The sequence below is a fragment of the Desulfosporosinus acidiphilus SJ4 genome (assembly GCF_000255115.2).
GTDB classification, from domain to species: Bacteria; Bacillota; Desulfitobacteriia; order Desulfitobacteriales; family Desulfitobacteriaceae; genus Desulfosporosinus; species Desulfosporosinus acidiphilus.
The window spans coordinates 2463560-2476715 of the sequence record NC_018068.1; the positions used below are offsets into that span (position 1 = coordinate 2463560).

Annotated in this window: 13 protein-coding genes, 1 pseudogene and 1 riboswitch; of the genes and pseudogenes, 11 read left to right on the forward strand and 3 right to left on the reverse strand. The window is 40.9% G+C overall.

The features are described 5' to 3' along the window. Nucleotides 1–127: 127 nt before the first annotated feature. The gene (locus DESACI_RS11260; protein WP_014827320.1) at nt 128–1465 is read right to left on the reverse strand and encodes a DNA recombination protein RmuC; all 1338 of its coding nucleotides are present in this window, start codon (nt 1463–1465) and stop codon (nt 128–130) included. A gap of 250 nt (nt 1466–1715) precedes the next feature. Further along, nucleotides 1716–1828, forward strand: a riboswitch (TPP riboswitch). An 80-nt stretch (nt 1829–1908) separates the two neighbouring features. On the opposite strand from DESACI_RS11260, the gene thiD reads away from it, so the two are divergent. From thiD to DESACI_RS11300, 9 genes and pseudogenes are all read left to right on the forward strand, one after another. Further along, nucleotides 1909–2712 (forward strand): bifunctional hydroxymethylpyrimidine kinase/phosphomethylpyrimidine kinase, encoded by an 804-nt coding sequence (thiD, locus tag DESACI_RS11265; protein ID WP_014827321.1) that lies wholly within the window; start codon nt 1909–1911, stop codon nt 2710–2712. A 38-nt stretch (nt 2713–2750) separates the two neighbouring features. After that, nucleotides 2751–3563, forward strand: coding sequence for a hydroxyethylthiazole kinase (gene thiM, locus DESACI_RS11270; protein WP_014827322.1), 813 nt, complete (start codon nt 2751–2753; stop codon nt 3561–3563). Further along, nucleotides 3556–4185 (forward strand): thiamine phosphate synthase, encoded by a 630-nt coding sequence (gene thiE / locus DESACI_RS11275; protein WP_014827323.1) that lies wholly within the window; start codon nt 3556–3558, stop codon nt 4183–4185. The genes thiM and thiE overlap by 8 nt, the downstream gene beginning before the upstream one ends. Nucleotides 4186–4407: 222 nt before the next feature. Further along, on the forward strand, nt 4408–5145 hold the full coding sequence (locus tag DESACI_RS11280) for an SDR family NAD(P)-dependent oxidoreductase (RefSeq protein WP_014827324.1): 738 nt from the start codon (nt 4408–4410) through the stop codon (nt 5143–5145). Between the two features lie 1076 nt (nt 5146–6221). Continuing rightward, nucleotides 6222–7979, forward strand: a complete 1758-nt coding sequence (locus tag DESACI_RS11285; RefSeq protein ID WP_014825279.1) for an IS1634 family transposase — start codon at nt 6222–6224, stop codon at nt 7977–7979. Nucleotides 7980–8084: 105 nt separating this feature from the next. Continuing rightward, the gene (gene deoD, locus DESACI_RS11290) at nt 8085–8798 is read left to right on the forward strand and encodes a purine-nucleoside phosphorylase (protein WP_014827325.1); all 714 of its coding nucleotides are present in this window, start codon (nt 8085–8087) and stop codon (nt 8796–8798) included. Between the two features lie 65 nt (nt 8799–8863). Continuing rightward, nucleotides 8864–8986 (forward strand): annotated as a pseudogene (locus DESACI_RS25675) ((Fe-S)-binding protein); the annotation flags it as partial. Between the two features lie 60 nt (nt 8987–9046). After that, nucleotides 9047–9691: a DUF3786 domain-containing protein gene (locus tag DESACI_RS11295; RefSeq protein ID WP_345788493.1), complete on the forward strand. Its 645-nt coding sequence runs from the start codon at nt 9047–9049 to the stop codon at nt 9689–9691. A 144-nt stretch (nt 9692–9835) separates the two neighbouring features. Further along, nucleotides 9836–10081 carry a hypothetical protein gene (locus DESACI_RS11300; protein WP_014827327.1) on the forward strand — a complete coding sequence of 82 codons (246 nt, stop codon included), beginning with the start codon at nt 9836–9838 and terminating at the stop codon, nt 10079–10081. A gap of 71 nt (nt 10082–10152) precedes the next feature. On the opposite strand, the gene DESACI_RS11305 is transcribed toward DESACI_RS11300, so the two are convergent. Beyond that, nucleotides 10153–10362, reverse strand: a complete 210-nt coding sequence (locus DESACI_RS11305; RefSeq protein WP_014827328.1) for a hypothetical protein — start codon at nt 10360–10362, stop codon at nt 10153–10155. A 192-nt stretch (nt 10363–10554) separates the two neighbouring features. On the opposite strand from DESACI_RS11305, the gene DESACI_RS11310 reads away from it, so the two are divergent. Together DESACI_RS11310 and DESACI_RS11315 are read left to right on the forward strand one after the other, a co-directional pair. Then, a complete protein-coding gene (locus DESACI_RS11310; RefSeq protein WP_014827329.1) occupies nt 10555–11019 on the forward strand; it encodes a MarR family winged helix-turn-helix transcriptional regulator in 465 nt (154 codons plus the stop codon). Beyond that, on the forward strand, nt 11000–12436 hold the full coding sequence (locus DESACI_RS11315) for an MFS transporter (protein WP_041276058.1): 1437 nt from the start codon (nt 11000–11002) through the stop codon (nt 12434–12436). Before DESACI_RS11310 ends, DESACI_RS11315 begins: the two co-directional genes overlap by 20 nt. Before the next feature lie 219 nt (nt 12437–12655). Here DESACI_RS11315 and DESACI_RS11320 read toward each other — a convergent pair whose 3' ends face one another. Then, a complete protein-coding gene (locus tag DESACI_RS11320; RefSeq protein ID WP_014827331.1) occupies nt 12656–13138 on the reverse strand; it encodes a hypothetical protein in 483 nt (160 codons plus the stop codon). Nucleotides 13139–13156: the final 18 nt, after the last annotated feature.

A 13156-nucleotide genomic window follows, 5' to 3' on the forward strand; every position in this document is an offset into this window, starting at 1 on the left:
GTGAAATCAGAATAATCTTTAGCTTAATCTAAGTTTAGTACAGAATAATTAACGCAATATTAAGGGTGCCCAAAATAATGAGCTGTCAAATTCAAATAAGGATTTGGCAGCTCTGCTCATGATTTTCCTATTCTTCAATCTCGGCATTGTCAGATTCGGTTTGTCTTAATAACAGGTCCGTTTCGTTCACGGGCAGAGATTGAACAGTTTTTAGTTTGCGTACGATGGTTCGGGATTTTCGAGTTGCGGTGTCAATGGTATTGCTTGCTTCTTGAAGTTTTCTTTGCGTTTTTTCGAGAATTTCAACAAACTTGCCAAATTCCGTTTTTACGGCACCCAGCAGATTCCAAACTTCACTTGACCGTTTTTCAATGGCAAGGGTTCGAAATCCCATTTGTAAACTGTTAAGTAAGGCGGCAAGTGTTGTTGGCCCGGTAATGATGACCTTATATTCTCGCTGAAGAATTTCACATAAACCGGGACGCCGCAAAACTTCGGCATATAAACCTTCCACAGGCAAAAATAGGATGCCAAAATCTGTCGTGTGGGGAGGAGCGATATATTTATCATGGATACTTTTGCCTTCCGATTTTAGGCGAGCTTCCAGAGATTTTCCGAACTCTTCAATGTGTGGGATATCCACTTGGTCTTGTGCTTCCATTAATCGTTCATAGTCCTCTAAGGGGAATTTGGCATCAATGGGAAGCCAAAGAATACTGTCCTGACCATCGCGGGCCGGCAGTTTAACTGCAAATTCAACGCGGTCATTGCTGCCAGGCTTCGTCGCCACATTTGTAGCATATTGCTCCGGCGTAAGTACTTGCTCAAGCAAATTACCCAGTTGAATCTCGCCCATGATTCCTCGGGTTTTTACATTGGATAAGACTTTCTTTAAATCCCCGACACCGGAGGCTAAGGTCTGCATTTCGCCCAACCCTTTGTATACAGCTTCGAGCCGTTCACTGACCAATTTAAAGGATTCCCCTAAGCGTTGTTCAAGAGTGGCGCTGAGTTTTTCATCGACAGTGGCGCGCATTTGATCTAACTTCTGTGCGTTATCTTGTTGAATCCGCGAAAGTCGTTCTTCTACAGTTTGACGCAGTCGTTCCATTTTTAAATCTGTGGTTTTGGTAAGAGAATTTAACTGTTCGGAAAAGATATCCAATTGATTGCGCTGGAGAGAAGCTATTTCTGCCATACGTGCTAAAACAGAATTATTAAAGGTATGCACCGTTTGGCTAAGTTCTTCACGCACTTGACGGGAATTGAGCATAGATTCTTCTCGGTTTTTGGAAATTTCCCCCTGAACCAACCGCTCGCTGCGTTCGAGGCTTTTCTCCAACAGCTCAAATTTGCCGGTAATAGGAGTCAAGGAATTTTTAGAGGTGCGCAGCAACAAGAGAATTAACAAAAGGATTGAAATAGATACAAGAACGATTAGGGTTATAAGCATTGGGTCGACCATCAAAATGCCTCCTGTAGTTTAAGTCTTAATATTACATTAGCACATTTGACGGACATTTTTCGTAAAATTTTCGTGAAGTCGTTAGATTTCAAAATCAAAGGATAACAAATTGAAAGATTTGTACTTGCTTAAACCGAGTGTACATCGTTGAAAACAAATTCGCTATTAAGTCTATTCTGTTTCAAAGGGCGTCAGTCATTAAGTGTTGACTTTGAAATTTGACCATGTTAGATTAAGGAAAAGTGGATAAATTTGAAAGCGGGGGAGCTGGAGAGGCCGGCTGAGATTGAGACCCTAAAAAGTCTGAGACCCTAAAACCTGATCTGGATAATGCCAGCGTAGGTAAGCAGTTACTCTTTTTATGAAAATATTAAGAGCTCAGATCCTAGGCAGGGTTTGAGCTCTTTTTCTCTGGCAAATAGTAATCCTAAGGGAGGAAAATCATGAAAAAGGCATTAACTATAGCCGGCTCCGACAGCAGCGGAGGGGCAGGGATTCAAGCAGACTTAAAAACTTTTTCTGCCCATGGCATTTTTGGGATGAGTGTTATTACGGCTGTAACTGCTCAAAACACCCAAGGCGTCTTTGCGGTACAAGATATTTCAAGAGAGGTGATCGCTGCACAAATTAAGGCGATTTTTGAAGACATTGAAGTTGATGGATTAAAGGTCGGTATGGTTTCACAAATATCGACCATTGAGATTATAGCAGAATTATTGAAAGTTTATGCGCCGAAGAATATTGTTATAGATCCGGTTATGGTATCAAAAAGCGGCTACCATCTGCTAAACCCTCAAGCAGAGCTAACTTTAATTCGTGAACTTTTGCCTTTAGCAACTGTCGTAACCCCTAATATTCCAGAGGCTGAGGTTATGACAAAAATGACCATTCAGAACCTTACCCAGATGGAGAGTGCAGCAAAATACATATATCAGATGGGGGCTAAAAATGTTCTTCTCAAAGGCGGGCATCTCGAAAACGATTCAACGGATATTCTTTACGATGGTCGGAACTTTAAGTATTATACTTCACAGCGTGTAAAGACAAAGAACACTCATGGAACTGGCTGTACTTTGTCTTCTGCCATAACATCCAATCTTGCTTTGGGCTATCCGTTAAGCGAAGCTGTCTCGCTGGCTAAAGATTACATTATAGAAGCGATTGAACATTCTTTGGATATTGGGAAAGGTGTTGGACCTACTCATCACTTTTATTCACTTTACCAAAAAGCGGGATTTAATAATTAATACTGCGAAACGTATGTAAGGAAAGAGGAGCGATAAAAATGGAACTGCGTGAAAGAATCATGACCAATTTTAAATTGATTAAGGAAAATAAACCTTTAATACATCACATAACTAACTATGTGACGGTAAACGATTGTGCGAATATTGTCCTTGCCTTGGGGGGCTCCCCGGTTATGGCAGATGATCAGGCGGAAGTTGCAGAAATGGTCGGGATTGCTTCATCATTAGTTCTCAATATCGGGACGTTGAACTCCAGGACCATCGACAGCATGCTGCTTGCCGGAACGCGAGCCAAAGAGTTGGGGGTTCCCATTATCTTAGATCCGGTTGGTGTTGGAGCAACAAAGCTGAGAACGCAAACTGCTCAAAAATTGATTGAAGTCCTTACCCCAGAAGTTATAAGGGGAAATATGTCCGAAATCAGCGTCATAGCAGGCCAAGAAGTTGCTATCAAAGGCGTAGATTCGTTGGCTGATGAAAATAACAGCAGTGTTGTTGCTAAAAAACTCGCCTTCACTCTCAACTGTGTTATTGCTATCACAGGAAAAACCGATGTTGTGTCTGATGGACAACAAGTGTGTAAATTGAACAACGGTCACCGGATATTGGCTGATGTTACCGGGACCGGCTGCATGACAACTTCCTTAATCGGAACCTTCTGCGGCGTGACAAAGGATTATTTTGCTGCGACAATTGCGGGAATCACCTGTATGGGATTAGCGGGGGAAATTGCTCATGCCTCTCTCCACCACGGAGAAGGAATTGGAACGTTCCGGGCCCGTTTGTTTGACAGCATCTATAATCTGACTCCTGAATTACTTGCCCAAGAAAGTAAGATCAGTTATGAGTAAAATGAAGGCGGATTATAGTTTATATCTAGTTACGGATAGGGTGCTCTTAGGCAGTCGAGATTTAATTCAAAGTGTTGAACTTGCCATCCAAGGCGGAGTTACCATGGTTCAGCTTCGGGAAAAATCAGTATCTACCGGAGAGTTTCTTAACATAGCTTATGAGTTAAAAGACCTAACATCACGCTATAAAATACCGTTGATCATCAATGATCGTTTAGATATAGCACTGGCAGTCAATGCCGAAGGATTGCACGTTGGTCAAGATGACCTTCCCATGAGTAAAGCAAAAGAACTATTTCCCGATAAAATAATAGGGGTCTCTGTCAGCTGCTTAGCCGAAGCTCTTCTGGCTGAAGAACAAGGGGCAGACTATCTTGGAGCTGGAGCCATATACAGCACTTCAACAAAAGCCGATGCTAAACTTGTCAGTCTTCATGAGCTTGAGCTTATTAAAAAGTCTGTGAAAATCCCGGTGGTTGCCATTGGCGGAATCAACCAGCAAACTATTCGGCAAGTGATGTTTGCTAAGATAGACGGTGTTGCCATTGTATCAGCTATTCTGGCTCAAGATGATATTTACCAAGCGGCTCATGATTTTCGCAAACTTCTTGCAAGTTCATAAAGCCTAGTTTTCATTCTAGTTAAGAAATTTCGGGGACACTATATAATATTAACTCGAAAAACCAAAAGCGGGTGCAAATAGCCAAAGTCGTTGCCACTTTACTACCTAGTCTCTTGGGAATTAAGCTTGTGGAGTTTTAAAGTGTGCGATATACTTGAAAACAATATACATTATAACAATGAATCAAGAAACATATCAGTAGTATAATAAGGAGGATTTCATATGCTCAAAGGGAATGTGGCTCTAATTACTGGTGGTGGCACCGGTATCGGAAGAGCCATCGCTCTGATACTTGCTAAAGCCGGAGTTAATATTGCAATTAATTATTCCCGCTCGGAAGCGGATGCTTTAAAAACGAAGGCTGAGGCAGAAAGCTTGGGTGTTCGTTGTTCTACTTACCGTGCAGATGTAGCGAATGATCAGGAAGTTAGAATCATGGTCAAGAAAGTCATCAATGATTTTGGGAAATTAGATATTCTTATCAATAATGCCGGTATGACGCACTTTGTAGATCATGTTGACCTTGAAGGGTTAAAAGACGAGTATTGGGATGACATCATGGGAGTTAATGTCAAAGGAACGTTTTTTTGCTCCCGCGCAGCGGCCCCTGAACTAAAAAAAACCCGGGGATGTATTATTAATATGGCATCAATTGCCGGTCTTACGGGGTTAGGCAGTTCTATTGCATATTCCGCATCGAAAGCAGCCGTTATCAGCGTAAACAAATCTTTAGCACGTGTATTAGCCCCTGAAGTAAGGGTTAATGCGGTTGCCCCGGGAATCGTGCAGACCCGGTGGGTAGAGGGAAAGGATGAACATATTGCGCACCTGGCCGCAGGCACTCCTCTTGGCCGAGTAGCTGCGCCGGAGGACATTGCTGAAGTTGTTTATGCTCTTATCGCTCATGCCGGTTTTGTAACAGGGCAGACGATTGTCGTTGATGGAGGGAATTTTATTTAACTAAATGCTCTTGACAAGAGAATAAAACTGATTATAATAGAATTATAAACAGTAAATAAAACGATTCGGTTAAATTCTTGTTAGGGCATTGCTAGGTAACGTTTCGATTCCTCGGAAGTTTCAGCATTGCGGTATTACAGATGCTGAATTCGATGGATGGTAAACTACCTATGCAGGTAGTTTCTTTCAGTTTTATGAAAGCTTTCCCGCAAAGTTCCTCCGTGTTACTCTGTTTTCGTAAGTCCGCGTGAATTTTCTTTGGTAATCAGTTAATCATTGATTCAGCTTAGAAATTTAGTCGAGATTTCAGAGGATTGTACCCGGAACACAATTAATCAGAAGTAGTGGAGGATTTGTCGAGATTAGTTTGCTAACCTAACTTAATTTGGTTTATAGTCTGTATGGTTTGAGAATGTTAAAAATTAATCCAGAGCCGTTTATCCATTAATTCTAGGGGAACTTTGCGGGATTATTTACTATGAAAAAGGCCACTATAAAGTGGCCTTTTTTACCTGTTAGAAAGTATAACTTCCAGTTGTATACTGCCATAGTTCCCTAATCTTACCACGAGGCAAACCCCTTCTCAATATTGTATAATGTAGTCGTAAGGACAACTGTCCTTAAGTCTTTTTCATGTATATCCTCTTTGTCCCTCCGGGACAGCATAATCGGAGGGAACCTTTTAAAATTAACGATTGTGCAAATGCAGATGTTCTACTAACAGTCTCTAAGAGGATATTCTGAAAAAATTTAATTTGGATGATGTCCAAATGACTGCAAATAAGCCTGCCCCTTGGCAGGCTTATTTGCAGTCATATTATACTTCCCAATTATGTTAAATCTGAATAATAGCTTTATAAAGTGGACAGATCATAAATGGATCAGGTAAAATAAGTTAAACTATATCCCGAGTTTGGCGACATATATTTCCAATCCCTTGCGGCGCAAGGGATTCAGGCCTCACCTCTAAATATGTAGTCCTAAATAATTAGCAAAATAAATCAAAAATATACCTAATTATAGGTATTTGTGATATAATATTTGTAGTCCTAATATATTGCTCTTGGAGGCTACAAATGTTTCTAAAGAAAGTTACCATTAAAAAAGAAGGCAAAACCTACAGTTACTACAAAATTGTTGCTTCTTATCGAGATAAAGATGGAAAACCCAAGCACCGTCTCATTCAAAACCTTGGTGTTTTATCCGACGAGGATGCCACAAGGATGAAAATGATTCTTCAGGTTCAGCAGGATGCTGATCTTTCCCTTACTAAGAGTTCCGATATCGTAGTCACAAAGCATTGGATGTTTCTACCCATCCTTCTATTACATTCGCTGTGGGAGAAATTCAACTTGCATCGCTTTTTCTCTAATGGCTTGCTTACAGAAGCGATGGTCCTCAATCGTTGTATAGAACCTCGAAGTAAAATCCATGTCATGGAGTGGGTTCAAGATACGGTTTTACCAGCAATACACCGTAGTTCAGCCAAACCTTCTGATTTTGCTGTTTATCGTGAATTAGATGATCTGAACAAGCGGGAATCTGCCTTACAGGCTCATCTCTATCAGCAACTTCTGCAGTTTGATCCTTCAGTCGGGGAAGGCTTTTTCTATGACATTACTTCAACTTATTTGGAAGGTAGCAAATGTGTTATTGCCAAGCTGGGTTATTCGAGAGATCACCGCCCCGACTTGCAACAAATTGTAATCGCATTAATGGTTACTCCTCTTGGTTCTCCTTTCTATTGGAAGGTGCTTGAAGGTAACACTCAGGACGTCACCACGCTGCCTGACGTGGTCAAAGAATTGAAAAAACGATTTGGTTTGACTCGATGTCATCTTGTATTTGATCGAGGCATGGTGTCCGATGATCATTTAAACCTTCTTGAACGGCAAGAACTCACCTATTTGTCGGCAATGGACAAGGATGAGATGGCTAGCCACTCGCTATTCAACGAATTCATGCCAGAGCCTGCTTCAAAAGATGATTATGAGCAGATACTAGCACTTCATGAATTTCAGCCAACGGATGAAAATCAGTTTTTTTATACACGTGAGGGGCAAATTGATCAGCGCCGATTCATTTTCTCTTTTGATGTTACTCGATTTTATGAGGACATTGAATCAAGAGAAAAGCGAGTAGCTCAGGCCATGGCTTGGATCACGGAGAAAAATGACAGTCTGGCGGTTGCCAAAAAGTCGCGTAATAAGGAAACGATTGAGCGAGATATCAAGACAATGATTGCTAAACGAAAACTCAAATCGGTACTTCTCGTGACTGTTACGCCTATTGAACTGACAGTAACTAAAAGTGATAAGACGACACGAATTGTACAATCTTTCCGATTATCGGCCGAGATTGATAAGAACAAGGAACAGCAGAAAAGGCGATTGGACGGAATAACCTGTTTTATTACGAACGATTTGAACATACCACAAAGGGATGTGATTCAAAAGTATCGAGAGAAAAATAAGATTGAAGAAGCTTTCCGCGAGATGAAATCACAGCTTGCTCTACGCCCTATCTATTTGACACGGCCAGAACGTGTAAAAGCCCATGTGAGCATATGCATTATAGCTTACTTGCTGATAAACTCAATCGAGATAATCCTCAGGAATTCAGGAATCGCACTATCATCTGAAGAGCTACTAAGGCAGGTAAGCAGTTGTCAATTAAATCAGGTTGGCTTAAAAAGCTCTACCCAACGTTCTCTAACTATTACGGAGATGACGGAACAGCAGGAACAATGGGTCAAATTGTTTCATTGCGAAAAAATGATGAAACCAAAAGTGATCAACCAATTTGATGATTTCTTACTGAAAAACACGTTGTAGTGACAAAAATTAATTTACACATGGTCTAAAGCCTTGCTACGTCCAGTACTGGTAAAAAATGTCGCCAAACTCGGGCTATATAGTTTAATTAGGAAGGTGAATTTCATGAGTATACATATTGGTGCTAAACAAGGTGAGATTGCAAGTACTGTTCTTTTGCCAGGCGATCCATTGCGGGCAAAGTTCATTGCGGAAACGTTCCTCAAAGATGTTGTTTGTTATAATGAAGTCAGAGGAATGTATGGATTTACAGGAACCTATCAAGGAAAACGTATCTCTGTGCAAGGAACAGGTATGGGGATGCCTTCAATATCAATTTATGTCAACGAACTTATTACTGAATATAAGGTTCAGAATTTAATTCGCATTGGAACTTGCGGTGCCATGCAGGACGATATTCACCTAAAAGATGTCATTTTGGCCATGAGTGTATCTACGGATTCCAGCATGAACAAGCTTAGATTTAATAACATGGACTATGCTCCAACGGCTGATTTTTCCTTGCTTATGAAAGCTTATAATAATGCGCAAAAATTGGGAGTCCAGGTTCGGGTGGGAAATATATTAAGTACCGATACGTTTTACGGCGATGACCCTGATGAATGGAAACACTGGGCTAAGTTTGGAGTTTTGGCAGTGGAAATGGAAGCAGCAGCCTTATATACGTTGGCGGCTAAGTTTAAGGTAAAAGCACTTGGGATTATGACCGTAAGTGATAGTCTTATTACCCACGAAATCACAACCTCCGAAGAGCGGCAGAAAACTTTCCGCAACATGATCGAGATCGCTCTGCAAACGACCTTAGAACTGGATGTTTAATCAATAGGATGATTAATTGCAAATTTCTTTGATCTTGTTGTATGTTTCAAAGGGGGTTAAATTCAATGCCCTTGGATAATCCTTTAGAAGTATATAAGTTACTCCCAAAATCAAATTGCAAACTTTGTGGCTTGGCTTCTTGTCTGGCCTTTGCATCTGCCATAATCAAGGGAGAAAAACACCTTACAGAATGTCCTCATTTAGATAGGAAATTCATCGAGGAAATTGAAGGGAAAATCGTTCGGCAATTGACCCAGGAAGAGCAACTTAAAAATGTCCTTGAACCATTAAAAAAGGAAATTAGCAGAGTAGATTTTTCTAAATCAGCAGAACGATTAGGAGCCGGTCTTTCAGGAAAAAAACTGAGTATTAGGTGCTTGGGAAAGGATTTCACAGTTGATTCTGAAGGTAATGTAATATCTGACTGCCATCTCAACGTTTGGGTTATAACACCGCTACTCAATTATATCATTCAAGGAGCGGGCAATGATCCGACCGGAAAATGGGTTCCCTTCAGGGAATTAAGCAAGGAGACAGTATGGAATAGTTTCTTTCATCAAAGGTTTGAAAAGCCTTTAAAATTGCTTCTAGATGCCCATCCGGATTTGATCGAAGATATGATATATATTTTTAGCGGAAAACCAGTTAAAGCTCACTTTGATTCAGATATTTCCCTCGCCTTGTATCCATTACCTAAAGTGCCTATTCTAATATGCTATACTAAACTAACTGAAGACCTTGAGTCAAAAATCAATGTATTTTTTGATGAAACTGCAGGAACAAATCTTCATATAGATTCCATTTATCGACTATGCATGGGCCTTTTAGTGATGTTTCGAAAAATTTCCTTACGACACTTAGGCTCTCCAAGAGACGGAGTTAGTGTAATTTAGCATAGCTGATCAATTATTTTATTAATATGAAGGTTTTAAGTTTCAACGCCATCTATGGAAGGGCGGTATGTTACCTCATACTTGGGAATTGTACCGCTGTGCGCTACGAATAATGTTGTTAATTACAGTCTAGGAGGGGGAAATATGCCAAAATTGTCCAAAGTTCTTTGGTCTATCGCAATTTTTGGGGTGGTAATCACCATGGCAGCCTTCACCTTCGGAATCATCTTAATAGGAGTTATCATGGTAGGAGCAATCGGGATTTTGCGCTTATATTGGAGAAGAAAATATTCCGGACTGTTTCACAAACCTTCGAAACACTTTTCCACGGGTGAAGTTATTGATATTACTCCTGAATATAGATCAGACAATTTAAGATTGAAACCATAACATAAACAGCCGCCTCCTTTCATGAGGCGGCTGTTTATATGAACATGAGCTTGCGAAATTGATAGACAAGATTAACGAACTCTTCTGAATGGCATTCGAGGAGCGTATTGTACCCTGTTTGAAAAGTCATCATAGGAACTAATACCCTTTTTCGCTAGGAAACGCTGCATGCCGTTTGGCATGGGTCGATTTACTTGATTTAAAAATTCAGTATTTTCCCCTGCATCCGTACTGCCGAGTTCTCCTCCTTGATTCAAGACGCGATTTCTTCCAAGAAACATCTTTTGGCACCTCCTTATTAACCAATATATGCCAATATCCTGGGTTTGTTTTATTCAAGCAAAAAATAACTGGAAAACATTTAAGGACAAATTAGTTGCAATAACAACTAATCTGCTTTATAATCTAAAAAGGTTGCTATTGCAACTAATCTAAAACTAATCATGGGTCAATGATTTAAGGTGGGGGTAAGTTTGAAAAATGAGTATTTAATCGGCCGATACATTTCTACCCTTTATCGTTATGGTCAGTCCTATTCAACAAAAAGGTTAGAAACTTTAAATATTGGCAGTGGATATGGGTTGATGATGAGACTTTATCGCCAAGATGGTCAAAGTCAGGAAGAGTTATCTAATTTCTTAAAAATTGATAAAGGAACAACTGCAAAAACTCTTAAGCGGCTTGAAGATGAAGGCTATTTACTAAGAAAAATTGACGAAAAGGATAGGCGTGCTTATAAAGTTTTCCTAACGCCTAAGGGTTACAGCGTTATTCCCGAAATCCAAAGTGTAATTATGGATTGGGAAAACCTTATCACTTCTGGTTTTAATGACGAGGAAATTCGTAAGGTTGAAGCGATTTTACGTAGAATGGCTGAAAACGCAGCAAATTACAAAATAGAACTTGAAGAGAAAGAGCGTGAGAAAAGTGGATTATAAATGGAAAGCCTTGTCATGTACTTCCCTTGGAGCCTTGCTTTCTGTGTTGAGCAGCAATACGCTAATTATTGCCCTGCCTGATATCATGAAAGAATTGCATGCCAGTATGAACTCCATCATTTGGACTGTCATGATCTATATGTTAGTTATAACTATTCTCGTTCCCTCCATCGGTAGAATTGCTGATATGATAGGACGAAAAAAACTCTTTGTCAGTGGATTCGTTATTTTTACCATTGGTTCCCTGCTTTGCGGGTTTTCCCAAACTGCTTGGCAGCTTATTCTTTTTAGACTAATACAATCTATCGGCGGGGCGTTACTTTTAGCTGTGAGTACTCCTATTGTTGCAGATGCTTTTTCCCGGGGGGAACTTGGCAAGGCCCTGGGGATAAACGGTATGATTATCAGCGTTGGTTCAGTTATTGGTCCGATCTTAGGAGGGGCATTTGTTACTATTGGCTGGAGATGGATCTTCTATATTAATCTCCCCATAGGGATCATAGGAAGCATTTGGGCATGGTCACAGATAAAAGAAGTTGAGCGGCTTCCTCAAAAACAATCCTTTGACTGGTTAGGAACTATATTCTTTACCATTGGCATGCTAGCTTTATTAGTTGCTCTAACTTTAGGCGGATTTAAAGGTTGGTTGAATCTCTCAACATTAGTCCTCTTTGCGTTGGCTCTTATTTTTATGGTTGCGTTTGTTCAAATTGAAAATAAAATTAAAGAACCCATGCTGGATTTAAGTCTCTTCAAAACAAGGATCTTAGCGTTTGCTCTAACAAGCAATCTGTTAAATGGGATAGCGCGAGGAGCTGTTACCTTCTTGCTGGTATTTTACTTTCAAGGAATTAAAGCTATAGATCCGGTGATGGCTGGGATTCTCTTGTCGCCTTTTGCTGTATCCATGATGATAATGGCTCCGATCAGCGGAAAACTCTCTGATCGTTATGGTTCGAGGGTTCTCAGTTCTCTGGGCTTACTCATCTCAGCTTTAGGACTTATCGGTATGGTGGAAATCAAAGAATCCACGTCGATTCTCGAATTAGCCATTTGGATGTTTATTGCCGGACTTGGTTCAGGGATGTTTTTCTCACCTAACACCAGTGCCATTATGGGAGCGGTAGCTCCACAAAGAAGAGGCATCGCAGGTGGAGTAAGAACGATGATGAATAATGCAGGTAGTGTAATCAGCATGGCTCTTTCAATGGCAATTATATCTTCAAGCATAACCCCGGAGGCACTGCAGGGCCTTTTTGCCGGCACCCAAGTTGGCTCGCAAGGGATTGCCGTAGCTCAGTTCATTGGGGGATTAAGAACTGCATTTGCTATTTCTTTTGGCATGAGTCTACTGGCCGCCATTATTTCCTATATGCGCGGCAGTGAATCTTCGACGTTGGTTTCGGAAAATATGTAATAACTATTAACGAACGTTACAGCAAATAACTCCGCCTGATTGATTTTTCAGGCGGAGTTATTTTTACGGTAAGGAAGTATAACTTTCGGTTGTATACTGCAAGAAGAGTCAATACGTGCGAAGACATTGACTTCATCTTCTAGCCTAGGTCAACGAGGAAGCCGCAGGCCAGATGGCCAAGTGTCGAGGGAGCAGGTAAGGATTTCTTTATCACTGTTTTTACTGATTCAGACTTAGTCTGCAGCCCATTCCATTGCCGCCTCCCATGCCGAAACCATTTCCTCCGCGCCCCATACCTTGACCGCGATGGAGACCTGAACCATTGCCAAGTCCCAGCCCGTAGGTTTTTCCGAGAGCATTGCCTGTTCCATCACATACAGCCTGATTGTTTTTAAGTGCTGTATAGATTTGATCAGCCTGCTGTTGTGTTAATTGACCGTCCTGAACTTTTTGATCCAGGATAGCTTTTTTTTGTTCTAACATTTGAGCCTGGAATTCTTCCAGTTTTCCTGCGTCTTTGGCTATTGTTCCGTAAGTTTTGCCTGAAGCCCTTTCTTGGACTACGTCGGACACTGATTTGCCGGTTACACTGGCGGCTATGTCGGCAGGTGTCTTAGTGATGACGGCTGCATAGGCTGTTCCGGCACCCCCTAACATCACTGCCATTGTTGCTGCAACTAGAATTTTTTTAAAGGTTTTCATTGTTCTGCACACCCTTTC